Annotated in this window: 22 protein-coding genes; 18 read left to right on the top strand and 4 right to left on the bottom strand. The window is 59.4% G+C overall.

Annotated elements, in window-relative coordinates; translation table 11 throughout:
- Positions 1-19: 19 nt before the first annotated feature.
- Positions 20-553 carry a MaoC family dehydratase gene (locus HED64_RS15425; RefSeq protein ID WP_168152874.1) on the top strand — a complete coding sequence of 178 codons (534 nt, stop codon included), beginning with the start codon at positions 20-22 and terminating at the stop codon, positions 551-553.
- Here HED64_RS15425 and HED64_RS15420 read toward each other — a convergent pair.
- Both HED64_RS15420 and HED64_RS15415 read right to left on the bottom strand, forming a co-directional pair.
- On the bottom strand, positions 550-1,230 hold the full coding sequence (locus tag HED64_RS15420; RefSeq protein WP_168152873.1) for a response regulator: 681 nt from the start codon (positions 1,228-1,230) through the stop codon (positions 550-552). The two genes, HED64_RS15425 and HED64_RS15420, sit on opposite strands and share 4 nt — an antisense overlap.
- Positions 1,227-2,747, bottom strand: coding sequence for a sensor histidine kinase (locus HED64_RS15415; RefSeq protein ID WP_168152919.1), 1,521 nt, complete (start codon positions 2,745-2,747; stop codon positions 1,227-1,229). The genes HED64_RS15420 and HED64_RS15415 overlap by 4 nt, the downstream gene beginning before the upstream one ends.
- A gap of 316 nt (positions 2,748-3,063) precedes the next feature.
- Between HED64_RS15415 and HED64_RS15410 the strand changes: the two genes are divergently transcribed.
- From HED64_RS15410 to HED64_RS15385, 6 genes are all read left to right on the top strand, one after another.
- A complete protein-coding gene (locus HED64_RS15410) occupies positions 3,064-4,071 on the top strand; it encodes a Bug family tripartite tricarboxylate transporter substrate binding protein (RefSeq protein WP_168152872.1) in 1,008 nt (335 codons plus the stop codon).
- Complete coding sequence (locus HED64_RS15405) at positions 4,068-4,571, top strand: tripartite tricarboxylate transporter TctB family protein (protein ID WP_168152871.1); 504 nt, start codon at positions 4,068-4,070, stop codon at positions 4,569-4,571. The genes HED64_RS15410 and HED64_RS15405 overlap by 4 nt, the downstream gene beginning before the upstream one ends.
- Positions 4,572-4,586: 15 nt before the next feature.
- Positions 4,587-6,206: a tripartite tricarboxylate transporter permease gene (locus HED64_RS15400; protein ID WP_425351811.1), complete on the top strand. Its 1,620-nt coding sequence runs from the start codon at positions 4,587-4,589 to the stop codon at positions 6,204-6,206.
- Between the two features lie 170 nt (positions 6,207-6,376).
- On the top strand, positions 6,377-7,597 hold the full coding sequence (dxr, locus tag HED64_RS15395) for a 1-deoxy-D-xylulose-5-phosphate reductoisomerase (RefSeq protein ID WP_168152917.1): 1,221 nt from the start codon (positions 6,377-6,379) through the stop codon (positions 7,595-7,597).
- On the top strand, positions 7,594-8,973 hold the full coding sequence (locus HED64_RS15390) for a M50 family metallopeptidase (RefSeq protein ID WP_342590745.1): 1,380 nt from the start codon (positions 7,594-7,596) through the stop codon (positions 8,971-8,973). The genes dxr and HED64_RS15390 overlap by 4 nt, the downstream gene beginning before the upstream one ends.
- Positions 8,974-9,129: 156 nt before the next feature.
- Positions 9,130-10,164 carry a LacI family DNA-binding transcriptional regulator gene (locus HED64_RS15385; protein ID WP_168152869.1) on the top strand — a complete coding sequence of 345 codons (1,035 nt, stop codon included), beginning with the start codon at positions 9,130-9,132 and terminating at the stop codon, positions 10,162-10,164.
- A 7-nt stretch (positions 10,165-10,171) separates the two neighbouring features.
- Here HED64_RS15385 and HED64_RS15380 read toward each other — a convergent pair whose 3' ends face one another.
- Positions 10,172-11,800 carry a glycoside hydrolase family 32 protein gene (locus HED64_RS15380; protein WP_425351809.1) on the bottom strand — a complete coding sequence of 543 codons (1,629 nt, stop codon included), beginning with the start codon at positions 11,798-11,800 and terminating at the stop codon, positions 10,172-10,174.
- Positions 11,801-12,085: 285 nt separating this feature from the next.
- Here HED64_RS15380 and HED64_RS15375 point away from each other — a divergent pair, with 285 nt between their 5' ends.
- Positions 12,086-13,666, top strand: a complete 1,581-nt coding sequence (locus tag HED64_RS15375; RefSeq protein WP_342590744.1) for a glycoside hydrolase family 68 protein — start codon at positions 12,086-12,088, stop codon at positions 13,664-13,666.
- A gap of 176 nt (positions 13,667-13,842) precedes the next feature.
- Here HED64_RS15375 and HED64_RS15370 read toward each other — a convergent pair whose 3' ends face one another.
- Positions 13,843-14,742 carry a helix-turn-helix domain-containing protein gene (locus HED64_RS15370; protein ID WP_168152867.1) on the bottom strand — a complete coding sequence of 300 codons (900 nt, stop codon included), beginning with the start codon at positions 14,740-14,742 and terminating at the stop codon, positions 13,843-13,845.
- Positions 14,743-14,890: 148 nt separating this feature from the next.
- Here HED64_RS15370 and HED64_RS15365 point away from each other — a divergent pair, with 148 nt between their 5' ends.
- From HED64_RS15365 to HED64_RS15320, 10 genes are all read left to right on the top strand, one after another.
- Positions 14,891-15,730, top strand: a complete 840-nt coding sequence (locus HED64_RS15365; RefSeq protein WP_168152866.1) for an SDR family NAD(P)-dependent oxidoreductase — start codon at positions 14,891-14,893, stop codon at positions 15,728-15,730.
- 147 nt (positions 15,731-15,877) lie between these two features.
- Positions 15,878-16,858 (top strand): aldo/keto reductase, encoded by a 981-nt coding sequence (locus HED64_RS15360; RefSeq protein ID WP_168152865.1) that lies wholly within the window; start codon positions 15,878-15,880, stop codon positions 16,856-16,858.
- Between the two features lie 260 nt (positions 16,859-17,118).
- Positions 17,119-18,168: a saccharopine dehydrogenase family protein gene (locus tag HED64_RS15355; RefSeq protein ID WP_168152864.1), complete on the top strand. Its 1,050-nt coding sequence runs from the start codon at positions 17,119-17,121 to the stop codon at positions 18,166-18,168.
- A complete protein-coding gene (locus HED64_RS15350; protein WP_168152863.1) occupies positions 18,165-18,791 on the top strand; it encodes a TetR/AcrR family transcriptional regulator in 627 nt (208 codons plus the stop codon). The genes HED64_RS15355 and HED64_RS15350 overlap by 4 nt, the downstream gene beginning before the upstream one ends.
- A 111-nt stretch (positions 18,792-18,902) precedes the next feature.
- A complete protein-coding gene (locus tag HED64_RS15345) occupies positions 18,903-19,202 on the top strand; it encodes a YciI family protein (protein WP_168152862.1) in 300 nt (99 codons plus the stop codon).
- A gap of 169 nt (positions 19,203-19,371) precedes the next feature.
- The gene (gene ispG, locus HED64_RS15340) at positions 19,372-20,517 is read left to right on the top strand and encodes a flavodoxin-dependent (E)-4-hydroxy-3-methylbut-2-enyl-diphosphate synthase (RefSeq protein WP_425351810.1); all 1,146 of its coding nucleotides are present in this window, start codon (positions 19,372-19,374) and stop codon (positions 20,515-20,517) included.
- Positions 20,471-21,379, top strand: a complete 909-nt coding sequence (locus HED64_RS15335) for a GNAT family N-acetyltransferase (protein ID WP_168152860.1) — start codon at positions 20,471-20,473, stop codon at positions 21,377-21,379. Before ispG ends, HED64_RS15335 begins: the two co-directional genes overlap by 47 nt.
- An 82-nt stretch (positions 21,380-21,461) precedes the next feature.
- Positions 21,462-22,268 carry a hypothetical protein gene (locus HED64_RS15330; RefSeq protein ID WP_168152859.1) on the top strand — a complete coding sequence of 269 codons (807 nt, stop codon included), beginning with the start codon at positions 21,462-21,464 and terminating at the stop codon, positions 22,266-22,268.
- Positions 22,269-22,455: 187 nt separating this feature from the next.
- Complete coding sequence (locus HED64_RS15325; protein ID WP_168152858.1) at positions 22,456-23,292, top strand: hypothetical protein; 837 nt, start codon at positions 22,456-22,458, stop codon at positions 23,290-23,292.
- Positions 23,293-23,804: 512 nt separating this feature from the next.
- Positions 23,805-25,007: a hypothetical protein gene (locus HED64_RS15320; RefSeq protein WP_168152857.1), complete on the top strand. Its 1,203-nt coding sequence runs from the start codon at positions 23,805-23,807 to the stop codon at positions 25,005-25,007.
- The last annotated feature ends 161 nt before the right edge of the window (positions 25,008-25,168 follow it).

The raw sequence follows: 25,168 nt of genomic DNA, 5'->3' as shown, positions 1-25,168 counted from the left end.
TTAAAGGTGCGTGATGACAATGGCTGAGAATAAGGATGTACGCGAGATCCATCAGCGGGGACTGTACTTCGAGGAATTGGATGCCGGGGCGCTCTACGTCCATTCACCCGGGCGCACCATGACCGAGGCCGACAACGTCCTATTCACCACGCTGAGCATGAATACCCAGGCGCTGCACCTTGACGCGGCATTCGCCGCCACCCAGCCCTTCGGACGCCGAGTCATGAACTCGATGTTCACCCTGGCCACCATGGTGGGTCAGTCGGTCTCCCAACTGACCCAGGGAACACTGTTGGGTCAATTGGGCCTAACCGATGTGCGCTTCCCGCATCCACTCTTCCCGGGGGATACGCTCTACACCCAGACCCGCATCGCTGACCTGCGCCCCTCAAGCTCCAAACCGGGGCTCGGGGTGGCAACGTTTATCCACGTGGGCAAGAACCAGGACGGAGTGACAGTCGCCGAGGCCACCCGAGTCTGCTTGATGTTCACCCGTGAGGAACACCTGCGCCAGCAGGAGAATGCTCCGGATGCGGTGGACGACTGGCTCTAGAGCCCAGTGCGGCGCGTCGGGATCCACCGGTAGCGCCGCTCGGGACGTCCACCGCCATAACGCAGATCTACTTGTACCGCCCCTGTTTCGTGCAGGTACTCCAGGTAGCGCCGTGCACTGACCCGCGAGAGGCCCAGCAATTCACCGACCTCCAACGCGGAGAAATCCGCTTCGGCCAGTCGCAAGGTGGCCTGAACGCGTTCCATGGTCTCGGCACCACAGCCCTTGGGCAGGGGTTTATCGGAACCGGCCATGGAGAACACCGCATCAACATCCGACTGTTCGGCGGTGTCCGAGGAACCGAGTGACCGATAGGTGCTGCGGTAGTGTTCCAGTCGCTGGTGCAGGTCCTGGGCGGTGAATGGCTTCATCAGGTAATGCACGATCCCGCCACGCAGCGCCCGGCGCACCGTGTCCGCCTCGCGGGCAGCACTGATCACCAAAACGTCAAGATCTGGCACCGCGGTGCGCAATTGGCCCAGTAAGTCCAACCCGTAGATATCTGGCAGGTGGATGTCCAGCAGAACCAGGTCCGGTTGGAGGCGCAGCGCCTGCTCCAGTGCCTGAGCCCCGGTGCGGGCGACCCCAACGACCTCAAATCCTGGCATCTGCGCCACAAATCCGGAGTGAATCCGCGCGACCATAAAGTCGTCGTCGACTATAAGCACTGCGATCATGACTGCACCTTTTTCCCCAGACGTGCCGTGAAGAGGGCACCTTCCTTGTTGGCCACGGTGATGTCACCGCCGCGGCGTAAACACACCAGTCGGCTCAACGCCAGGCCAAAACCACGCCCGGCCGCGGAGGCGGAGGACTTGGTGGTGAAGCCCTGCACGAAGATCTTAGCAACGTTCTCGGCGGTGATACCCTCGCCGGAATCATGGACCTGGAGCACCACCTCGCCGTCCTCCTCCGAGAAGCGAACCCTCACTCGAGCGCTCTCGCGTCCGGCCACGGCGTCGATGGCATTGTCCACCAGATTGCCGACCACCGTGGTCAGATCCCGGGAGAGTGCCTCATCCACCCGGCCCAGGTGCGAGGTCGGATCTAGATCGATCCCCACACCCCGCTCCGAGGCCAGCGCAGACTTGGCAATCAGTAGCGCCGCCACGGTGGGGTCTGCCACCCGGTGAGTGACGTCATCGAGTAGTTGGGTACGGCTGAAGCTCACCCCGTTCACGTAGGAAAGCACCTCATCATATTCCTCCAGCTGGATCAGCCCGGAGATGGTGTGTAACTGGTTGGCAAATTCGTGGGTCTGGGCACGCAGGGTTTCGGTGGTCATGCGCGTGGCCCCCAATTCCTTCTCCAGGGAACTGAGCTCGGTGCGATCACGCAGTGTGGTCACCGATCCGACGACCTTGCCCCTAGATTGCATGGGGCGTCGGTTAAGCACCACCACGCGCTCGCCGACCACGACCAGCCGGTCGGCGTTCGCCTGCTCCACGGTCAGCACCTCGCGGAGCGCCGCATCAATCGACAGCTCGTGAAGGCTCTGTCCCTCGCAGTCTTCGCCCCAGCCCAGCAGTTGGCGCGCCGCGTCATTGGCCAAGGTGATGCGCTCGCGCAGATCGATGGCCACCACACCCTCCTTAATTCCGTGCAGGATGGCCTCGCGGTGTTCAACCAGACCGGTGATCTCCGCCGGTTCCAGGCCCAGAGTCTGCCGCTTCACCCGCCGCGAGAGTAGCAGGGACCCGAGCGTACCCAGAGCCACCGAAACTCCCAGATAGACCAACAAGTTGGGGGTGGCATCGAGCAGTCGTTCAAATAGGGAGGGGTAGGTTCTACCCACGGCCGCAAAGCCAACGAGCTTTCCATCGTCATCAAGGACTGGGACGTGGGCCTCAAGAGTCTTCACGCCGCTTCGCACGGTCGACCCGGTCCAGGCCCGTCCCTGCATCACCTCGGAGGCGCCAAGTGGAAATTGCTGCCCGATCAGGGACGGGTCCGAGGAAGTGACAACGATGCCCTGAGCGGTGACCAAGAGGGATTCGGTGCTGCCGGAGACGGATCGGACCGATTCGGCGATGGAAGGAAGTGCCGAACCGAAGCGTGGTTTGGCCTCGGGCAAGAGGGCCCGAACCAACGGGATCGAGGCGAGGTTCTCGGCCGCGGAGAGTGCGCGGCGTGACTCCACCCGTTCAAATGTTGCTGTCGCCTGGGCCAGAGACATGGCCAGGACCCCGACCATCACCGCCAGCAGGATCAACAATTGCAATCCCAGGAACTGGCCGGCGAGGCTAAATCGGGCGGTTCGCCCGAACCGCGGGGTGAGACTCTGGCTGGACACGCGCGGTCCTTTCGCAGGCCACTTCGGACCCGGCGCCTATCGCCTCATCTCGCATGTGCCATCGGCGTGAACTCTACCGAAACCGATACCGAGCAACGAATGTGACGGTGAACACAATGAACAAAACTTTCTTTGCGAACACAAGAATTGCCCCGGAGTGATATCGCCCTAATGTGGTGCACATCATTCACTCGCTTCTTGAAGATTGGGAAGAAACATGGGACGCTCCAATATCTTGCGGTTGGCAGCAGTTGCCGCCGGCATCATGCTCGCCGCCACCGGTTGTGGGGTGACCGGCAACGACGCCGGCACTTCCGGCGCCGCGACCGAATCCGGCCCGGTGACCGGCCTGCGCATCATGGTCCCCAACAGCCCCGGCGGCGGCTACGACACCACCGCCCGCGTTGGCGCCAAGGTCATGGAAGAAACGGACATCGCCAAGTCCGTTGAGGTCTTTAACCTCGCGGGCGCAGGTGGAACCGTGGGCCTGGCCCGCCTCGTCAACGAAAAGGGCAACAACGACCTGGGCATGCTCATGGGCCTAGGAGTGGTGGGCGCGAGCTACACCAACAAGACCGACGCGCGACTGACCGACACCACCGCCATTGCCCGACTCATCCAGGAACCCGGAGCCATCATGGTGTCGAAGGATTCACCATATAAGACCATCGATGATCTGGTGGCGGCCTGGAAGAAGGACCCCTCCAAGGTCGCCGTCGGCGGCGGCTCCTCACCCGGCGGCCCGGACCACCTGCTGCCGATGCAGCTGGCCCAGACCGTGGGCATTGACCCGAAGGACGTCAACTTCGTCTCCTACGACGGCGGCGGCGATTTGTTGCCCGCGATCCTGGGCAACAAGTTGGGCTTTGCTGCCTCCGGTGCCGGCGAATTCCTCAAGCAGATCGAATCCGGTGACGTTCGGGTGCTCGCCACCTCCGGCGCCGAGCGCCTGGAGGGTGTTGACGCACCGACCCTGATGGAATCGAACATCGATTTGGAGTTCAGCAACTGGCGCGGACTCGTGGCCCCTCCGGGCATCACCGACGAGGCAAAGGCCCGCTGGATCGCCACGCTGGAGAAAATGCACGGCACCGAGGAATGGAAGAAGGCCCTGAGCGATAACGGCTGGACTGACGCCTTCATCACCGGCGATGAGTTCTCTACCTTCCTTACCGACCAGGACAAGCGAGTTTCCGACGTCCTGAGCGCGCTCGGCTTGGCATGAAACCAGTAGCCACATGGCTCAAAGACCGCTCCGAGCTGGGCTTTGCGGCCTTGCTCGGAGCGGTTGGGGTCATCGTCTTGGTTGATGCGATCGGTCTGAAGGTGCCCTACCAGCAGTCCGATGGACTGGGACCCAAGACGGTTCCCTACATCGTCGCCACACTGCTGATCATCTGCGCCGTGATGCTCGCGATCAACGTCCTGCGTGGGGGATCGGCGGAACCCGAGGACGGCGAGGACATCGAGATCGGCACGCCCATCGACTGGAAGGTCGTGGTGCCACTGAGCCTGGTCTTCATCATCAACATCCTTTTTATCGACATGCTCGGCTGGGTCATTTCCGGCACCATCCTGTTCTGGGGCAGCGTGCTGGCCCTCGGCGGTCGCAATTTCATTCGAGACCCCTTGATTTCCGTGGCCCTGGCCGTGGGCACCTTCTACGGGTTCTATCTGGGGCTGGGCATCCACCTGCCGGTCGGACTGCTTAAGGGAGTGCTCTAAGTGGAAACATTTAACATGCTGATGCAGGGCTTCGCCACCGCGGCAACCCCCATCAACCTGCTCTTCGCCGTGCTGGGCGTGTTGCTGGGAACCGCTGTGGGCGTGCTGCCGGGCATCGGCCCGGCCATGGCCATCGCGCTGCTGCTGCCGGTGACCTACGGTATGGAACCCACAGCGGCCATGATCATGTTCGCCGGAATCTACTACGGCGGCATGTACGGTGGCTCGACCACCTCGATCCTGCTTAACACCCCCGGCGAGTCCTCTACGGTGATCACCGCCATCGAGGGCCACAAGATGGCCAAGGCCGGACGCGCGGCGCAGGCTCTGGCCACCGCAGCCATCGGTTCGTTTGTCGCCGGCACCATCGGCACCGCGCTGTTGGCGACCATCGCACCATGGGTGGTCAAGTTCGCCGTATCCCTGGGTAACCCCAGCTACCTGGCGATCATGCTGCTGGCACTCGTTGCTGTCACGGCGGTCCTGGGATCCTCCAAGTTGCGCGGCTTTGCCGCACTGGGCCTAGGTCTAGCGATTGGTCTGGTGGGCATGGACCCGGTCAGCGGACAGGGCCGGCTGATCTTTGGCCAGCCGTTGCTGGCGGACGGGCTGGATATCGTGGTGGTTGCCGTGGCGATCTTCGCCATCGGTGAGGCCTTGTGGATCGCCGCGCACCTGCGCAAGACCACGACCCACACGATTCCGGTCGGCCGCCCCTGGATGGGCAAGTCCGACTGGAAGCGCTCATGGAAGCCGTGGTTGCGCGGTACGGCCTTCGGGTTCCCCTTTGGCGCCCTGCCGGCCGGTGGTGCGGAAATTCCGACGTTCCTGTCCTATGTCACCGAGAAGAAGCTCTCCAAACACCCGGAGGAGTTCGGGCATGGCGCCATCGAGGGTGTCGCCGGGCCGGAGGCTGCAAACAATGCCGCCGCTGCCGGAACGTTAACCCCGATGCTGGCCCTTGGCCTACCAACCAACGCCACCGCCGCAGTCATGCTCCTGGCGCTGATGCAGTTCGGCATCCAGCCGGGCCCGTTGCTCTTTGAGGAGGAACCGAAGCTGGTGTGGGCGTTGATCGCCAGCCTGTTCATCGGTAACGCCCTGCTGCTGCTGATCAACCTTCCCATGGCACCGCTCTGGGCCAAGTTGCTGCAGCTACCGCGGCCTTACCTGTACGCGGGCATCTTGTTCTTCGCCACGCTGGGCGCCTACTCGGTAAACCTGCAGGCCTTCGACTTAATGGTGCTGCTGGTGTTGGGTGTGCTGGGCTTCGCGATGCGTCGCTTTGGCATTCCGGTGCTGCCGCTGATCATTGGTGTCATCCTTGGCCCCCGGGCCGAGGCGCAGTTGCGTAAGTCCCTGCAGCTGAGCTCGGGGGATCCGGCGGGCCTGTTCAGTGAACCAGTGGCCGTGGTCGCTTACGTGATCATTGCCGTGGTCCTGCTCTGGCCACTGATTGCGAAGCTGCTGCGCCGACTGTTCCCGAAGGCCGCCGCTGGTATCGAGGAACTCGCCGAAAGCGTTCCGGAGGAAGCCGAGACCCAGAGTGCGCTGGCCGTTTCAACCGACGCAGACAGCGCGAAGGATCACGAGGTGCACCACGGTGCGCACCGTGGTGATCGACCACGCACCTAACGCCCGAGTGTAAACCCGGCTTCGGCCACCGTTTTCCCCGTTGTTTTGGGGCCCAACGGTGGCCGAAGCCGTTTAAGCGCGGTAGTCGCTCCAGCGTGCCGTGGGCTCGCTCATTGGGTTGGCACAGATATAGCGGACATAATGGGAAGGTGAACAACGAGCAGCTTTCCATGCAGGCCCCGGCCATCGACTTCGTCCCACCGGTGCCCGGATCCATCCGCCGCATCACCCTGATCGGGTCCACCGGCTCCATTGGAACCCAAGCACTTGATGTGATTGCCAACGCGCCGCAACTATTTGCCGTGGCAGCACTCTCCGCCGGGTACAACCTTGAACTTTTGGCCCGCCAGGCCGTGGCCACCTCCGCTGCCGCTGTCGGCAGCGCGAACCCGGATCTGGCGGCTCTTGACACGGCCATCAAGGCGGCAGCGACCGCCGCAGGCAAACACGGATATGCCCCCATACTTTTTGCCGGAGCGGATGCGGCAACCCAGATCGCAGCGTATTCGGACGCCGATGTGGTGCTCAACGGCATCACCGGGTCCATCGGCTTGGCACCCACCCTGGCGGCGCTGAAGGCCGGTCACCTGTTGGCGCTGGCCAATAAGGAATCATTGATCGTCGGTGGTGCCCTGGTCAAACAGGCAGCGGCCCCCGGTCAGCTGGTCCCGGTGGATTCCGAACACTCGGCCATCGCTCAGGCGCTGCGCTCGGGTACCCCCGATGAGGTGCACAAGCTCATTGTTACGGCCTCCGGCGGTCCCTTCCGCGGCTTGAACTACGAGCAATTGCGCTCCGTCACCCCGGCTCAGGCACTGGCCCACCCCACCTGGGCCATGGGTAAGGTCATCACCACCAATTCGGCCACCATGGTTAATAAGGCCCTTGAAGTCATCGAGGCACACCTACTCTTTGACGTTCCCCTAGAACGCATCGAGGCAGTGGTGCACCCGCAATCCATCGTGCACTCCATGGTGGAGTTCATCGACGGCTCCACCATCGCCCAGGCCTCCCCGCCGGACATGGCGCTACCCATCGCGCTGGGCATCGGCTGGCCGCACCGGGTGCCCGGATCGGCCACCGCCTGCGATTGGTCCAGCTCTGCGTCCTGGACGTTTGAACCGTTGGATGAGGAAGCCTTCGGTGCGATCAAGCTGGCCAAGGCCGCCTCTGCCGCCTCGCCCACACATATGGCCGTCTACAACGCGGTGAATGAGGAGGCGGTGCACGGATTCCATGCCGGGCGCATTTGCTTCACCGACATCGTGGAAACCATCGAGTCGGTCCTGCAGGATTACACCCCAGAGACCGGGACCCTAGATCTGGATGCGGTCTTGGCCGCAGAGTCGTGGGCACGAAACACCGCCGCCAAGCGTTTGGAATCACTGTGAGCGTTCTACTTTTCATCCTCGGTGTCTTAATCATGGTGGTTGCCGTTGGATTTTCCATCGGCCTACACGAGGTCGGGCACCTTCTCCCGGCCAAGCGCTTCGGCGTGCGTGTGCCCCAATACATGATTGGCTTTGGCAAAACGGTCTTCTCCTTTAAGCGCGGAGAGACCGAATACGGCTTTAAAGCCATCCCGTTGGGTGGCTACATTTCCATGATTGGGATGTACCCGCCGGCCAAGAACAAGGGTGACGTGGGGGCCACGGATGCCCCGATTTTGCGCAAGTCCTCCACCGGCATGTTCCAGCAGATGGCCGACGAGGCCAGGCATGCTGCCGCGGAGCAGCTGCAGCCGGGGGATGATGACCGACTGTTCTACAAGCTTCCCGTCTACAAGCGCATCATCATCATGCTTGGCGGCCCGGTGATGAACCTGCTCATTGGCGTGGTGATGATTGGCATTGTCACCGTCGGGTTTGGAGCCCCGGCCCAGACCACCACCGTGTCCGAGGTGTACCAGTGTGTGGTGCCGCTCGGTGAGGAATCTACGCGTGATGCCTCGGTGAACAATGGCTGTCTGCCCACCGATGCACCGGGCCCGGCCTACGCCGCCGGGTTGCGCCCGGGCGACACCATCACCACCTTTGATGGTGCTCCGGTGGGAGACACCGCGTGGGTTGAGCTGACCCAGGCGATTCGTTCTCATGCCGGTACTGCCGTCCCGTTGACCTACATGCGTGATGGTGTTGAGCATTCGACCACGATCACCCCGTACAAGACCGAACGCCCGATGATTGACGCGAATGGCATGGCGGTGACCGACGCGCAGGGTAAAACGCAAACCGTTGATGTTGGCTTCATCGGAATGGGTTCGAGCGTCAAAAACGTCAAGGGCTCGGTGACCGATGTCCTACCCGCCGTGGGAACACAGATCTCCGGTGTGGCAGCGGTGGTGCTAGATCTTCCGGCACGTGTTGCCCAGGTGGCCAAGGCCGCCTTCTCCGATGAACCACGCGATCCCAATGGCCCGATCTCCGTGGTGGGCGTGGGCCGCATTGCCGGAGAAATCAGCGCCACGGACCTCATCGGCATCAACGACAAGGCCGCCAGCCTCATCTCGCTGATCGGCGGGCTGAATATTGCCCTGTTCGTCTTCAACCTGATCCCGCTGTTGCCCCTCGACGGTGGACACATCATCGGGGCGCTCTTTGAATCGGTGCGCCGATTCTTCGCCAAGCTCTTCCGCCGTCCCGATCCGGGCCCGGTGGATATCGCCAAGATGCTGCCGCTGACCTATGTGGTGGCGGTGGCCATGATGCTCATGGGTGCGGTGCTCATCTACGCCGACATCGTGAAACCGGTGAATCTTTTCGGCTGAGCACTACCGCCACGAAGCGGCCTCGTTCCACTGCCCCGATAGGGGAGTGGAACGAGGTCGCTATTGTTTTTGGGACGGTGAAGGGATCTCCTCGGAAGAGGGGCAGCTGAGGTCCGGATGCCATGAATGTGCACCTCAGCTGAATATAATGAACCAATGGACAATAATGTCGGAGCAACTGCCCGCGTGGGCATTCGTGATGTTGCGGCAGCAGCGGGTGTTTCGACAACGACGGTGTCCCATGCGCTGAGCGGTGCTCGCGCAATCAACGCCGAGACGCGAGTGCGAGTATTGGATGCCGCCAAGCGCTTGGGCTATTCTCCGGACCCACGAGCTCGAGGTCTGCGCAGTGCACGCACGTACACGATTGGGCTGCTCAGCGACACCATCGCCGTGACTCCCTATGCCGGTCAGATGATTAGTGGCGCGCAGGATGCCGCCGCCGAACACCAAAGTGTCCTCATGATTCTTGATTCACATGCCATCTTGGAGCAGGAGCAGCTGGGCATCCGGACGTTGCGGGATCATCGGGTTGATGGGCTGGTCTATGCGCGTATGTACCACCAAGAGGTCACCGTGCCGCAGGAACTGGATGGTGTTTCGGTGGTGTTGGCCAATGCCTCAACATCCGATTCCCAATTCTCCTCGATCGTTCCGGATGAGGAGGGGATCGGACTGGAGGCGACCCGGCACCTGACGAGTTTTGGACATCGCCGGATTGGCTTCACGACCATTCCCGAATCAGTGCCTGCGGCATGGGGCCGAGAGCGCGGCTATCGAAAGGGGCTGGAGGAAGCAGGAATCACCGTTGATGAATCGCTGATCGTTCCGACCAGCGGTGATGCGGCCGGTGGGCGTGCCGCGGCTCGTCTGCTGTTGGATCGACCCAACCGCCCCACCGCGATATTCTGCTTCAACGATGAGGCGGCTATGGGTGTCTACCAAGCAGCCAGAGAACTTGGGCTCTCCATCCCGCACGATGTTTCGGTTGTTGGGGTGGATGATCTTCAACTGATTTCGCTTGCCCTAGTGCCGACACTAACGACCATTGCGTTGCCTCATTATGAGATGGGGCGCTGGGCGGTGTCCCGGCTCTTTGAGCAGGTGGGTGCAAAACCAACGGACGCCATTCAGAAGAAGCTCCCTTGTCCGCTGATCCAGCGCGGCTCGGTTGCGCCACCCTCGAGCTAAAGATTTCTTAGCGGGTTGAGGCGGTCACTGCCAGTGGATTGAGGGTGGCCGAAAGTAGCTGGGTATCGCCGCCAAGGGATTCGATGCTGAGCTCGTGTTGTCCCGGGGAGAGCACAGCTATTGAACTTAATGCTGCCTCACCGTCTTGGGCAAAGAGCTCCACCGAGGTCGTATCAACAACCACATCTAGGTTCAGCCGGCCATCGCGGAGAGGAACCTTTTCGCTGCGGATTTGGCGGTAGGCCTCCGGCATCTGGCCAGCGATCTTGTCGGAATCACGGGCCAAGGACAATGTCTGGTTGCCGACGTTGTAGCCGAGCGTGATGAAAGATCCATCGGGATCCTCCAGCTTCACGAGTGTTTCCTTAGCCGGATGTTTCGCATCCGGAGCCAGGCTCAGGCGTAACCGATAGGCGTCAGTGGTAGGTCGCGGGAGGCTGACCGGGTTGTTCTGCTCAAGTTGCTGGGCCTCGGTTTGTTGCTGCCCACCTTCGAGCTCAGTGATGGCGTTGATGGGTTGTGAGTTCAGCTGTGGCTGTCCGTCAACGGTGCGCAACGAAAGCTGGCGCACGGTGGACATGGTGCCACCGGACCAGTCCTCTTTTGGTAGCGCTCCGGCGTACGCCCAGTTGTTCATCCAGCCGATCGCATAGCGCTGCGCCAGTGGATTTTCGGCATTCGGGTCATCCCAGGTAACTGCCGCGTAGAAATCAGCTCCGGCATCAAGCCATCGGGGGTCATCTTGTTCCGGGACAAAGTTCGTTCCGTCCCATGATCCGGTCCAGTAGGTGTAGCCGGTGGTACGTCCGGTGCTTTCGCCGTTGGCGCTGATTCCTAGTACCCAGGTTGTGCGCTCCGGGTCGCCATCCACGGCCATCTCGAACAGGTCGGGGCATTCAATGACACCCAGATCATTACGCTCAAATCCCGACTGATAGGTCCAGGACTTCAAATTTGGGGAAGTGTAAAAACCTATCTTGTTGCCCTCGGCCAACAGCATGAGCCATTGGGAGCGTTCTTCGTCCCAAACGATCTTCGGATCACGCCAGGCCTCTAGGCCGGGGTTGTCCATGACCGGGTTTCCCTTGTAGGAAGTGAACGAGTAGCCACCGTCCGTGGAGTAAAACAGGGACTGGCGTTGTACTCCATCTACTTGCTGGGTGACGAGGGAAACCACTGCATCCTTGCCAAATCCGGCGGTGTTCTGAGTGTCAACGACCGCGCTGCCGGTCCAGATGTCGCCAAGACCGTTGGTGTACTTCTCGATGGCAACGCCTTCGTCTTTCCAATGCACCATGTCGGTGGAGGTGACGTGGAACCAGGCGGTGCCGTTTCCATCCGGGTAGTCGGCGTTATAGAGGTAATAAAAGTGCCATAGCCCATTGAGGAAAAACGGGCGCTGTGGATCGTTCATCCAGTTGTTCGCCGGAGTTATGTGCGTCGCAGGACGATATGGGGACCAATCCTGTGGCCGCTGAAATTTTTCGTTGTCCGTCGTGGGATGTGTGGTCGTCTGCGTGGCCGCCGGTGTTTCAGTAGCGGGCCGCATTAGCACCAAGGAGGTGAACGCAGCGAGAACCAGAACACAGATCAGGACTACGGCGAAGTAGGACAAAGGGAATCGGTGCCTTGGCATGAACATGGGTCTTTCGGAGGATGAGTGCAGAAACTCCACCGCTGGACGGCAGAGCCTCTGCGTCGTCGCAAAAATTGGGGGGGAGAGAACGTGCATCACTTCGAGTGACCGGAAACCACCGTATCCGACTACCAAAACGTTTTGCCAACAAATGTGACATAACTTCCAAAACGTTTTGGAACGTTTGACATCGGCTATGAATCTGCCTAGGTTTTTCTGTGGAGAGAATGTGCGTCCCTGTTTGAGCGATTGTCCGATTCCTAATCGAACCAAAGGCAAACGATCGTGAACAAGACACGCACCAAGAGCGGCCTGCTGGTCGCCATATTAGGCTTGGGGGCACTCAGTGCCACCCTGCTCGCTGGACCAGCGCTAGCCGCAACGGACGTTGCGCCAGGCTTCCCGGCACCCACCAAGCACACCCAAGAGGCACACAGCCCCCTAGATGACTTCACTGCACGTTGGACTCGAGCTGACGCCAAGCAGCTGAAGGCCATGTCCGATACGACGGCCGGATCGCGGGAGAACTCCATGCCCGAGGAGTACACCATGCCGACCGTTTCTCAGGATTTCCCTGACATGAGCAACGAAAAGGTCTGGGTCTGGGATACCTGGCCCCTGACCGACGAGGACGCCAATCAGTACAGTGTCAACGGCCAGGAGATCATCTTCTCGCTGGTTGCCGATCGCAAGCTGGGCTTCGATGAGCGCCACCAGTATGCGCGCATCGGTTACTTCTACCGCCCCGCAGGCGTACCCGCCGCCGACCGTCCCGAAAACGGCGGTTGGACCTACGGCGGTCAGGTCTTTGATGAAGGCGTCACCGGCAAGATCTTCGAGGATCAGTCCTACAGCCACCAGACCCAGTGGTCAGGTTCGGCGCGTGTCACCAAAAACGGCGAGATCAAGTTGTTCTTCACCGATGTTGCGTTCTACCGCGACAAGTCCGGCAACGACATCAAGGCCTATGACCCGCGCATCGCGCTGAGCGTCGGTCACGTACACGCCAACAAGAAGGGCGTGAAGTTCACCGGCTTCAACAAGGTCACCGACCTTTTGCAGGCCGATGGAAAGCTCTACCAGAATGCCGAACAGAACCAGTTCTTCAACTTCCGCGACCCGTTCACCTTTGAAGATCCGGCCCACCCGGGCGAGACCTACATGGTCTTCGAAGGCAACACCGCTCAGAAGCGCGACGAAGCCCAATGCACCGCAGAAGATCTCGGCTACAACGAGGGTGAGACCAACGGCGAAACCGTTGCCGAAGTTAACAAGTCTGGTGCAACGTACCAGATCGGTAACGTGGGCCTAGCCCGTGCAACCAACAAGGACCTGACCAAGTGGGAGTTCCTGCCGCCGATCCTGTCGGCCAATTGCGTCACGGACCAGACCGAACGTCCGCAGATCTACATGAAGGACGGGAAGTACTACCTGTTCACCATTAGCCACCGCTCGACCTTCGCTGCCGGCATTGACGGCCCGGAAGGCGTCTACGGTTTTGTTGGTAACGGAATCCGCAGCGATTACCAGCCGCTGAACCGCGGTTCGGGCCTGGCCCTGGGAAGCCCCACCAACCTGAACTTCGCTGCCGGTACTCCGTTTGCTCCTGACTACAACCAGCACCCGGGACAGTTCCAGGCCTACTCGCACTACGTGATGCCTAATGGCCTGGTGCAGTCGTTCATCGACACCATCGGAACCAAGGATAACTTCGTGCGTGGCGGCACCCTCGGCCCGACAGTTCGTTTGAACATTGAAGGAGCCTCGGCAACCGTGGATCGCTCCTACGGCAATCTGGGTCTTGGCGGTTGGGCGGACATCCCTTCGAACCGCGAGCTCAAGGTCAACGGAGCTGTCGCCAAGTAATTGTCTTAGTTCCAGCTCAGAGATCTTGAGCTGACAACTTACGGTCGGTGTAGCTCTACGTTGAGTCGAGCTACACCGACCGTTTTGCTTTGCTCCGACGCTATCTGGGTAACATCCATTTCACGCCGCAGCAGAACACGCCGGCGGCGACCAGCGAACGAATCCTTGAGACTTCGTCAGCTGTTGTGAGCGTTGTTGATAGTTGACTTGGGTAGAGCGTCACGCAGGTGCGTTTGCGCCCAGCTTGCCAGAAGCTGCAATCCATCATGGGACGCGGAGCCCGGCTCAGCGGAAAACACCAGCATCTGGATTCCCTTTTCGGAGCTCACATCCAGTCCAAGATAATTCAACTCCAGATCACCAACAACGGGATGGTGGATGCTCTTGGTGCCGCTGCGGTGTTCACGCACGTCATGGGATCCCCAAAGTTTGCGGAAAAGCTCGCTACGCGTGGAGAGCTCCCCGACGAGGTCACTGAGTTCTCGGTCGTAGGGAGAGCGACCAGCCTCTACACGCAGCAGGGCAACGATCTGGCGTGTGTTGGCCTCCCAATCTTGGTAGAAGGTCTGGGCACGGTCGTCAAGGAAGACGAAACGCGCAGCATTCAATGGCTGCGAAGTGTCTTCGAACATGGGTGAGAAGACGGCGCGTCCGAGCTGATTGGTCGCGATCGCGTCGAGTCGCCCATTCTGTACAAAGACCGGGACGCTATTCATGGCGTCAATGGTCTGTTGGAATGCCGCTCCAAGCTGAGTTTTGCGGGTGGTGCGTCCACGTGGAGGACGGGTACTGGTATTTGCGCTGCGGATCAGTTCGTAAAAATGCGCTTGCTCGGCAGCGTCCAATTGCAGGGCACGGCTAATGCCGTTGATGACGGCTTCGGAGACACCCTTGGCGTGGCCCCGCTCGAGGCGTTTGTAATACTCGGAACTCATTCCCGCCAACAGGGCAACCTCTTCGCGTCGAAGCCCCGGTACGCGGCGGCGCCCACCATAGTCCGGGAGGCCAGCCTGTTGCAGATTGAGTTTTGCCCTCCGCGAGACGAGGAACTCGCTGAGGTCATTCTGGTTGTCCATATTCTCGAAGATACCCCACCGCTCGACTGTTAGCGGTGCCCTGCCAGGGAACCCATAGCTGGGGTCTGGCTCTACTTTTTACTTGCTTGTTGACTTGTTGCATCAGCCACCGAATCGGGTCGGCGTCACGAACAGTAGAGGCAAGAGCATGAGCAACGTTTGGTTTATCACCGGAGCAGCCCGGGGAATGGGTATCGACTTGGCCATGGCCGCACTCAACGCTGGACACCGCGTGGTGGGCACTGCCCGCGACGCCGACAAGGTCACTGCCGCCCTCGGCGAACACAAAAACCTTTTGGCACTCTCGTTAGATATCACCGATGCGGCGGCAGCGGTCACCGCCGCACAGGCAGCCGTCGAGCGCTTCGGGAGCATCGATGTCCTGGTGAATAACGCGGGTAACTTCTATGCCGGATATTTCGAGGAAATCAGCGATCGCCAAATGCGTCTGCAGATGGAAACCAACTTCTTTGGCCCGCTGAATGTCACCCGCGCCATCCTGCCGCAGATGCGTCAGCAGCGCAGCGGGCACATCTTCACCATCACTTCCGCGGCAGGGCTCATCGGTCAGGAATTCTGCGCAGCATACGCCGCTTCGAAGTTTGCGCTGGAAGGCTGGATGGAGTCCCTAAGCTTTGACGTTGAGCCCTTTGGCATTCGCACCACTATTGTGGAGCCGGGTTTCTTCCGCACCGAGCTGCTAGTTGAAGGTGCATCCTCGATCTGGCCGGAACTCTCCATCGCTGACTACGCGGAACGCACCTCTAAAACCATCGCGGCGTGGAAGAGCATGAACGGGCTACAGGGTGGGGATCCTGCCAAGCTTGGATCCGCGCTGATCACCTTGGCCTCGCTGGAAACACCGCCACTGCGATTCGTGGCTGGAGTCGATATTGTTGCCGGCGCCGAAGAGAAGGCCCAGTTGCTCCTGGCGCAAGTGGATGCCCATCGCGAACTGTCCTCGAACATGGCTATCGCAAACGACTAGGCAATTCTGTGGAGGCTCAATTCCTCCTCAGCTGTCGGCGACCTTGTGAGGGTGATGTGCCGGGTGGCATCGTCACGCCGAAGTCGCGGTACCAGCGGTAGTTACAGGGAAGCCGCACCCAACCCAATATTAAGAAGGATCAGAAGAATGTTGAATGCACGTCTCGGCGAACTAAGAGTTTCACGCATCGGGCTCGGTGCCATGACCATGGCGGGCACCTATACCAGCGAGGGTGCCCTGGACAACGCGGAGTCAATCCGCACGATCCACCGCGCCCTGGAACTAGGTGTTACTCACATTGATACCGCCGAAATTTATGGCCCATTCCTCAGCGAGGAAATTGTTGGACAGGCCATCAAGGGCCGTCGCGATGACGTCGTGTTGGCGACAAAGTTTGGGCTCGTCTCCCACGCCGGCGGTGGACCTGGTATCACCGACAGTAGCGCTGCCAACATCAGAACCGCCATCGAAGGATCACTTAGGCGTTTGGGAACAGATCACATCGATCTGTACTACCAGCACCGCGTGGATCCGAACGTTCCGATTGAGGAGACAGCCGGAGCTGTTGCGGAACTGATCTCCGAGGGCAAGGTCTTGCACTTCGGTCTCTCCGAAGCTTCCCCGGAGACCATCCGCCGCGCGCATGCCGTGCAGCCGGTCTCCGCGCTGCAGACGGAATACTCGCTGTGGAGTCGCGACGTCGAAGCGCAGATCCTGCCACTGCTGCGCGAACTGGGCATCGGTTTGGTCCCATACTCGCCGCTCGGACACGGCTTACTAACCGGTCGGATTCGCTCGGTTGATGACTTCCTCGAGGATGATTGGCGCAAAACTAACCCTCGATTCATGGGTGAAAATTTCTCGCATAACCTCGCGATCGTCGAAGCGGTAAAGGCAATTGGCGCAGAAATCGGAGCCAGTGCTGCGCAGACGGCCCTGGCCTGGATTCTCACTCGCGGCCACGACATCGCTCCCATCCCAGGCACTCGGCGAGTCGGCCGCGTCGAAGAAAACACGGCAGCCGACGCCGTCGAGCTTTCCGAGGACCAAATGAATCGATTAGAAGCACTGCAGCCGGCCGCCGGCGAACGGCATGACAAAGTGAACATGGCGTCGATTGACCGTTAGCCGCGGGAGGGCTGCATTTCGGGTAGGACCGTTCGAGATGCAGCTGACGGGTGCGGTGACTTTCCATCGAGACCGCCTCGAAGCGAACCCGGTCTACTGCCAATGAGAGCAGTGGACTGGGTTCGCTTTTGTCATTAATTGCCGGGTGAGCAGCCATAGAATCACTTCGATTCCTCAGCATTTTTTCAGTTTTCGCATTCTTGGCGGAGCGTGAGCAACGCAAATTTACTTAATAGGTCATTTGACCTAAAGTTTGAATCATGAACGATAACCTTGAATACCAGGTAGCCGGACCGGTACTGATTGTTGGTGGGTATGGGATCGTGGGCACCGCGCTCACGCGACTCGCCGCACCGTCATGGCCGTTGTTACTGACGGGAAGAAATCCTCAGCGCGGTGCCCACCTCGCCGATGAGTACAACCTCGAGGTGAGGAAGTGGGATCTTGATGACCCCACACCATTTACCGCTTCGGTTCGGGCTGTCATCAGCACGGTGAATGATCCGGGAGACCGAGTTCTACGTGCGGCAGTGAGCGCAGGAATTCCCTACGTGGATATCACTCGCTGGACATCTCGACTCGCTCGCGCAGTAGCGCAAACCAGCTTGCTCTCACCCACGGCCCCGGTGCTGCTGAGCTCGGCCTGGATGGGAGGTGTCGTTAGTATCGTTGCCGCTTCGCTGGCTGAGGACCTTGGGGGACTTCAGCAAATTGATGTCGCCATCCGTTATGACACCAATGACCAAGCAGGTGCCGACTCGGTCGACTTTATTGATCGACTCGGACAAGACTTCGAAATCACCGAAAACGGGCACCCCCACGTAGTCAGCCCACTGAGTGATACGCGCTGGGTAGATATCGCAGGTTACCGGACCAAAGTGGCGCGGCTGGATACTCCAGAGCAATTGACGTTTCCGATGACCTTGGGGGCAACAAGCGCAGCAACCCGCATCGGATTTAGCTCCAATGCATCAACCACCGCGCTTTTGATGGCGAAGTCGGTGGGACTCTTCCGCTGGGGCAGTGGTGAGCGGTGGCGGGGACTGCGGCGTTCCCTGTTGTATTCACCGGGCACCGGAGGCACCGCACATATCCGCATCGATGTGCATGGTGCTCACGGCACGCGATCTGCTCATATCTCAGATCCTGCCGGTCAAGCCCATCTCACGGCGCTCGGCGGACTTTTGGGACTACAGAATGTTCTTGACCCGAAGGCATTGCCCGGCGTGGGCTTCCCCGAGAGCACAGCGTCTCTCACCCGGGCCCTCGCGGAGCTCAAAAGGCACGGTGTGACAATATTGATTTCATGACCGGAAACAAGGGTGCACTCAGGCAAGCAGCGATTCTGGATGCTGCCGTCGAGGTGCTATCAACCAAGGGCAACGCCGGATCGGCCATGCGCGATTTTGCCGCAGCGGCCGGGGTGCGCGTGGGACACCTGCAACACTATTACCCCACCAGAGCGGACTTGATTCGGGCGGTCCTTGAACGGTCGCTGCAACAATCCCTGCAGCGCCTCACCGAGGTGGCTGGCCCCGTGATTGTTGATTTTCCGGGAGCGCCGGGAACCCTTTCGCGTGCCGAATCCCATCGATTGATTACCGCACTTCTCGTGGAACACTCGGAGGTGACAGGTGTTTGCATGCACTTTGAAATTTGGGCCATTGCTTCCTCGGATCCAGAAATTGCGACGGCAGTCAGGGCCTTCTATGCCAGTTACGCCGGGTATGTGGGCGCGGTCGTTCGTCAGGCACGACCGGCGTTGGCAGAGGAACAAATACATGCGGTCGCCGGAACCATTGTGAGCCTCTTTGAGGGGGCAGCTGTCACCCGCTCAACCATCGGGGGGCTGCATGGCGAATCGATCGATGCTCAGCTGATTCAAACCGCTCAGTGGCTGGTTCACGATTGCCCGGCCCACAGCGACTCCTGACGCTGGGGTTGCCGGACCTATGCCCGACACAAAGAGTAATTACGGCTGTCCTCATGCCGTATGTCGCATCGGTCATCAGTTTTGCTTAACCGAACGGTTAGGCTGTTGCTCATGAGTGTTTTCGCAGTTGAATATGTATACGCAGCCGGTTCCGATGATGTTCGTGCCGAGCATCGCCCCGCGCACCGTGATTTCCTCGCCGGTCTGGGAACGGATCAAGATGGCACAGCATTGGTGGCCTCGGGTCCCTATGCCGATGGCTCCGGTGCCTTATTGCTGATTGCCGCCCCGAGTCAGGAAGTCTTGGCCCAGACGCTGAAAAATGATCCGTTTGCCATCATTGGTTCGATCGCTGCCTTGCGCATGACCGAGTGGAGCCCGGTATTGGGTGAACTCAGTCACCACGCCTAGGCCTTGACCCGCATAAGCAACGGGCCAGGAACGCCGTTACTTATGCCTCCGGCTTCGCCCTGCGAGATTACTGCCCCGGATGGGTAGTGCGCGGGGGGATAATGGAGGTAACTTTCGCCCGCTCAATATTTCGGAGGACCTCTTGACCTCGATCCCGGTCAGCCTTGGCATGCCGTCGACCCCACCACCGGTTCTTGCTCCACGCCGCAAGACCCGCCAAATCAAGGTGGGCTCGGTCGGAGTTGGATCCGACAGTCCCATCAGCATCCAATCGATGACCACGACGCCGACCACCGACATCAACGCAACGTTGCAGCAGATCGCGGAGCTCACGGCCACCGGCTGCGACATCGTGCGAGTTGCCTGCCCGTCCGCCGATGATGCGTTGGCCCTGCCGATCATTGCCAAGAAGTCACAGATCCCGGTGATTGCCGATATCCACTTCCAGCCGAAGTATGTATTTGCCGCCATCGAGGCCGGTTGCGCTGCCGTCCGGGTGAACCCGGGCAACATCCGCAAATTTGATGACCAGATCAAGGAGATCGCCGCGGCCGCAAAGGACCACGGAACCTCCATTCGCATCGGCGTTAACGCCGGTTCTTTGCACCCGGATCTGATGAAGAAGTACGGCAAGGCCACCCCCGAGGCATTGGTTGAGTCCGCCGTCTGGGAAGCATCACTCTTTGAGGAACACGACTTCCACGACTTCAAGATCTCGGTCAAGCACAATGACCCGGTGATCATGGTGCGGGCCTACGAACTGCTGGCCGAACGTGGTGACTGGCCCTTGCACCTGGGCGTCACCGAGGCCGGTCCCTCCTTCCAGGGCACCATCAAGTCCGCTACCGCGTTCGGAGCCTTGCTCTCGCGCGGCATCGGCGACACCATCCGCGTTTCGCTCTCCGCCCCGCCGGTGGAAGAGGTCAAGGTGGGCAACCAGATTCTGCAGTCGCTGAACCTGCGGCCGCGCAAGCTGGAAATTGTTTCCTGCCCCTCCTGTGGCCGTGCCCAGGTTGATGTGTACACTCTGGCGGAGCAGGTCACCGCCGGGCTCGAGGGCCTGACCATTCCGCTGCGTGTAGCGGTCATGGGCTGTGTGGTCAATGGTCCCGGCGAGGCTCGCGAAGCCGACCTGGGTGTTGCCTCGGGCAATGGCAAGGGACAGATTTTTGTGAAGGGCGAAGTCATCAAGACCGTGCCCGAAGACCAGATTGTTGAGACACTGATCGAAGAGGCGATGCGCATCGCCGAGGAAATGGGGGACCCGGGTGGAGAAAATCCTGTCCAAGGTGGTCCCGTGGTTACCGTCAGCTAGACGTAACCCGGGGGCCGGAGAGTCGCTGTCGGCAGAGATCCGCGTCCTTGACGATGCGGACACCGCGGCTCTTCGCGCCCTCATTTCGGTGGATCCTGTGGTCAACATCTTCATGGATGCCCAGTTGGCCGTGACGGGTTCGGCCCGTCCGGGGCTGGGCGGATCACTGATTCTTGGCCGTTTTCACGGCGCACAGTTGGTTTCGGCCTGTTGGATCGGCGCGAATGTAGTCCCGATCAATATCACCTCCGAGGACGCCGAGGACTTCGGGCACGTCGTGAAAGCGTTGAACCGCACCTTCGCCTCCTGCTTCGGCCCTGCCGAGGCAGTGATGGGCATATGGAAGGTGTTGGTTCACGGATCACAGCGGGCATTTAGTGTGCGCCCCAATCAACCATTCATGACGCTCAGTGGCCCCCCAGCGGTTGAACCGAACACCGGCCTTCGCCTCAGTACCCCGGGGGAGTACGAGAAAGTCCTCCCCGCCTGCGCCAAGATGTTTACCGAAGAGCTGGGTTACTCGCCGTTGGTCAACGGAGGATCCTATTATCGATCCCGCGTCCGGTCGCTGATTCATGCCGGACATTCCTTCATTGATATGGATGGCGCCGGTGAAATCCGGTTCAAGGCGGAGTTGGGAACCGTCAGTTCGCGGGCTACCCAGATCCAGGGTGTCTGGATGGCCCCGGAACACCGTGGCGGCGGGTTGGCAGCTGGATACATGGCGGCAGCCGCGAACTATGCCCTCGCGCTGGCTCCCACCACCAGCCTGTACGTCAACGATTACAACTCTGCCGCCATTGCCACCTACCGCAAAGTCGGCTTCGAGGAGGTTGGCGAATTTGCCACCATCCTCTTTTGAACCTGCGATACAGTCACGGCGCTAGCAGCATCGGCGTTCGAACTCTCATCGTGAAATGCCCACCGGAAAGCCAGAGATAATAATGCCCCGCCACCTCAACGCCAGCCAAGCCATCCGAGCCACGGCAACTGCTCTTGCCGTCGCGGGCCTCGTGCTGGGTGTTGCCGGCTGCAGCAAAACTCCGGAACCCGCCCCGGTCAGCGTTACCCCCAACTCCGTAGAGGTGCCGGTCACCGCGCCGGGAAGCACCGAATCCTCGACGGTTCCGGGCAATGCCAAGGAGCTCGGATATTTTGACGCGACAGTGTTGAGCTCCGCCATGCAGCAGTGGGCCAAAGGAACCAAGGGCACCATCGTTAACGACCAGCAGGCTCTGCGCAAGCAGCTTCCGGCGGCCCAGAAATGGCTCGAAGGCATCACCGTGGTTCCTGCCACCTGTGGCCTCTACGGTATTGGTAACTTGCAGGATCAACTCGAGAAGTCAGCCGTGGCGGCCGCGGTGCTACCTGCAACAAATGCCGGTGCCCTAACGGTGGCAGCCTACCGAGATCGTGACGCACTGGTGGCAGATGTTGCAGCTCAACAGCACCTCGATGCTTCCTGCGGTACCTACAGCATCACCAGCGACGGGCAAAAGGTTAGCTACACGCTCTCGAGCCTTGACGCCACGAGTTCGGCACCGTTTACGGCAGCGACCCTGCTCGAGAGCGTTAATGGAAGAAGCAAAAGCCAACAAATTTCCATCCGTGCCATCGATGGGAACGTCATGGTGAGCGCGACACGAATCGTGAAGAAGGCTCCCGAGGAGTCCACCGCGCTCGCTCTTGCCGACGTGGAATCGATGCTCACCATCTTGCGCGCCCTGCCAGAAGCGGCACCGACCTCCTAATTTCCCGCCCACGGATCTGGCGGTGCGGACTCCGACGAATCCTGAAACAGAAAACGACGAAAATCCTTCGTGTACCCACAGACGGGGTTACTCCTTGAGATTGTTTTACTGTGTAATGTGTTGCTTGCGAACGGTAATTCTCCACCGTTAGTTCCACGCGTCCTTCTCAAGATCATGAGGAACGAAGATGAAGAAGATAGCAATCTGGGCTTTGCCGCTGGCCGCCACGTTCGCACTGACCGGCTGCTCTGGGCTCCTAGGGTCCGACAACAAGGAATCGGTACAGCCAAGCCAAGCATCGACTCCCGAAACCTCGGCGAGTGAATCAACCGAGGCGCCACCTTTGTCCGATACAACGCCAGCAGCGGAGACCACGACCGACTCGGGCTTCAGCACGGATGCAGGTCCTAACCACTCCGCATCCGCCGACCAACTCAGCGCCGACGAGCTGACCGAGGTGGCAGGTGCGATTGAAAGCTACAACGGTCAGTCCGCGATTAAAATCGTCGGTGATGTCGAGAATAAAGCTCTTGCAGCCCAGTCGGAAAAGCAGCTGGCAAGTTCGGAGGTTATTCCCGCGGTGTGCGCTGTGTACTCGGCCGCGGCGGGCAGCGACATGAACTCGCACCTGAACATCATTACCGCGACATTCGCTGGCGATTCGAATGACGCCGGCATGAGCGTCAGCCTGGGCTCCTACGATGATCCTGCCGATGTCCAGACGATGATCGGTAAAGCCAAAACCAGCTCCGAAAATTGCAGTAGCTTCACCATGACGGTTCTCAGCCAGACGGTCACTGCCACCGTGGAAGACCTGCCGGCCACCACCAATGCAGAGACCACGATTGGGACTGTTGCGGATCTTAAGTCCGGGGAACAATACGCGAAAAACTTGATCGTTTCGGGGTATGACGGTGTGAATACCGTTTCCGTGAGCATCTCCGAGCCTAAGGATCTTGATGTGGCTAGGGCCAAGGCCGAGGAATATGTTGACCAGGGGTTGATTCATATCGCTGGTTATTAAAAATTTATTGATCCGCTAACGCACAACTGAACTACTCCGTCGTGGCGGTGATGCAATTGTCTCCACGGTTTGACGGGCAGCTAGCTGCAAACTTTGTACCGTTCGGGCCAACGGTGCACGATTTCCTCGACTTTTTTTGCCGGCATGAAAATGCTCAATCACGGTTTTTCACACCAAATGAGAGATCGTCGTGGTTGTTGAAGAATTGAAGAAGCGACCCTTTTGACGGCGTCGTTGATAGCCGACTTCTGATGCAGAGAAGGAACATGAGAACGGCTGCTGAACTGTTGCTGCTGCGCGCCGTACACACGGTCCAACTCCGTTCTAGTATTTAGCTGAGTTGAGGAGCACCATAAGTCAACGAGGTTCAGACATACGGGGTATCAGGGGAGTCACCTCAAGAGTGACACTGAAAAAATTGCAGGTTTTGGACACGCCGAAGGGTGCTTGCGTGGGGATAAGTATCCGGCTTTCAAATCGTTTCCTCGCTCGATAGAGAGTAGGTAGCAACTGTGAGTACTTTAGGTGCATGGAACACCAAAATGCGCCGGCGGAACCGCTGGGTTCAGCAGATGAACTCTAGGTTTGACCAGCTCCAAGTGATAGCGACAGAGGTTAAGGAAGGCAACCCTGCGGACATAACCGTTCCTGGGCAGCAAGTAGCCTTTTCTGGTCTAGATAAAGGGATTGAAAAACATCTTGTGAAAGGACGCGCCCTTTCGGGCGATCGCCGATGGCTTCCTGGAGCGGCCGGAAATATTGCGGCTGGTCCGGCCTTGGAGCGCATGCATGCAATAGAAGATTTGCTTCTGCGCAGGGGGAACGATGCATACATGATTGGCCATCTGCCAACCATCCACGCGAGCGCCAGAGCCCATCTGGCAGCCAACGATCCACTCCGCATCCGTTTGGAAAAGATCCTCCAAGATCGTTCTGTGATCACCCAAGCGGGCAATCTCGCTGCCGCCGCAGCTGCCCTACCGGATCTTGTTCCGGTGCCGGTGCCGGTGCCAGCATTAGATGATGAAACAAGAAGTAACCTCGTTTCTGTGAGTGAAGCAGCTCATCGGGCCTATCAAGTGGAGTATGCAAAGCTCAGGAACTTTGTTCGGATCATTTGGACGTCCATAGGTATTTTAGTAATGCTGACCGTGGCATTGGGCTTTGTAGGTAGTCAATTCCATACCGTGCTGTCTCCCTGCTTTGTCGACACTGAGCCAACCAAGGTCATCTGCTTGTCGCTGGAAACTACTGTTGTCCTTCCTGCTGACAACCCAGAAGCGACAGCGGCCGAGAAGGTGGACTCCGAAAAGCAGAACGCAGCCGTCATGACGGAGGCGAAAAATAGTTCTACATCAAACCACGATATTTTTCTCATCGAGTTCATTGGGTTGGTTGCTGCAGCCATTTCGGGGGCTTCCTCATTGAGGCGTGTTTCTGGAAGTTCAACACCCTACAACCCCGCAATTGCCTTGGCTTTTATCAAATTGCCGATTGGCGCATTGACTGCTGTTCTCGGATTGATGCTTTTGAGCGGCGGAATCATCCCTGGCCTCACAGCATTGGATACCTCCGGACAAATCTTGGCATGGGCCATCATCTTTGGTGCTAGCCAACAACTATTTATGGGGCTCGTTGACCAAAAAGCAAAGACAGTGCTGGACAACGTCGGAAGCAATGAAGCGACCGATAGCGTCCGACCCGCCACAGCTTAGAAACTCGCCATTTATCCTTCGCGGTAGATGACGACCGCAATGTATATTCTTCAATTCTTTGAGCAACATTTTTGATAACGTCAAGGCGCATCGTTCAGTGCGGATATCTGTCCGAAATATCTCTGCGTCCGTTAGGAGATATGGAAATTGCAATCGGATAT

The organism is Paeniglutamicibacter terrestris (assembly GCF_012271785.1).
In the GTDB taxonomy this organism is placed as follows: domain Bacteria; phylum Actinomycetota; class Actinomycetes; order Actinomycetales; family Micrococcaceae; genus Paeniglutamicibacter; species Paeniglutamicibacter terrestris.
Note: the sequence above shows the minus strand (reverse complement) of the source record. Positions and strands in the feature narration are given on the sequence as shown.

Coding starts and splice junctions, on each gene's coding strand:
- HED64_RS15380 (WP_425351809.1), bottom strand. CDS start 11,800: ATGCCAAGGCACCGATTCCCTTTGTCCTACTTCGCCGTAGTCCTGATC.
- dxr (WP_168152917.1), top strand. CDS start 6,377: ATGCAGGCCCCGGCCATCGACTTCGTCCCACCGGTGCCCGGATCCATC.
- HED64_RS15425 (WP_168152874.1), top strand. CDS start 20: ATGGCTGAGAATAAGGATGTACGCGAGATCCATCAGCGGGGACTGTAC.
- HED64_RS15415 (WP_168152919.1), bottom strand. CDS start 2,747: ATGGTCGGGGTCCTGGCCATGTCTCTGGCCCAGGCGACAGCAACATTT.
- HED64_RS15370 (WP_168152867.1), bottom strand. CDS start 14,742: ATGGACAACCAGAATGACCTCAGCGAGTTCCTCGTCTCGCGGAGGGCA.
- HED64_RS15360 (WP_168152865.1), top strand. CDS start 15,878: ATGTTGAATGCACGTCTCGGCGAACTAAGAGTTTCACGCATCGGGCTC.
- HED64_RS15420 (WP_168152873.1), bottom strand. CDS start 1,230: ATGATCGCAGTGCTTATAGTCGACGACGACTTTATGGTCGCGCGGATT.
- HED64_RS15365 (WP_168152866.1), top strand. CDS start 14,891: ATGAGCAACGTTTGGTTTATCACCGGAGCAGCCCGGGGAATGGGTATC.
- HED64_RS15400 (WP_425351811.1), top strand. CDS start 4,587: ATGCTGATGCAGGGCTTCGCCACCGCGGCAACCCCCATCAACCTGCTC.
- HED64_RS15325 (WP_168152858.1), top strand. CDS start 22,456: ATGAAGAAGATAGCAATCTGGGCTTTGCCGCTGGCCGCCACGTTCGCA.
- HED64_RS15410 (WP_168152872.1), top strand. CDS start 3,064: ATGGGACGCTCCAATATCTTGCGGTTGGCAGCAGTTGCCGCCGGCATC.
- HED64_RS15330 (WP_168152859.1), top strand. CDS start 21,462: ATGCCCCGCCACCTCAACGCCAGCCAAGCCATCCGAGCCACGGCAACT.
- HED64_RS15355 (WP_168152864.1), top strand. CDS start 17,119: ATGAACGATAACCTTGAATACCAGGTAGCCGGACCGGTACTGATTGTT.
- HED64_RS15405 (WP_168152871.1), top strand. CDS start 4,068: ATGAAACCAGTAGCCACATGGCTCAAAGACCGCTCCGAGCTGGGCTTT.
- HED64_RS15385 (WP_168152869.1), top strand. CDS start 9,130: ATGGACAATAATGTCGGAGCAACTGCCCGCGTGGGCATTCGTGATGTT.
- HED64_RS15350 (WP_168152863.1), top strand. CDS start 18,165: ATGACCGGAAACAAGGGTGCACTCAGGCAAGCAGCGATTCTGGATGCT.
- HED64_RS15345 (WP_168152862.1), top strand. CDS start 18,903: ATGAGTGTTTTCGCAGTTGAATATGTATACGCAGCCGGTTCCGATGAT.
- ispG (WP_425351810.1), top strand. CDS start 19,372: ATGCCGTCGACCCCACCACCGGTTCTTGCTCCACGCCGCAAGACCCGC.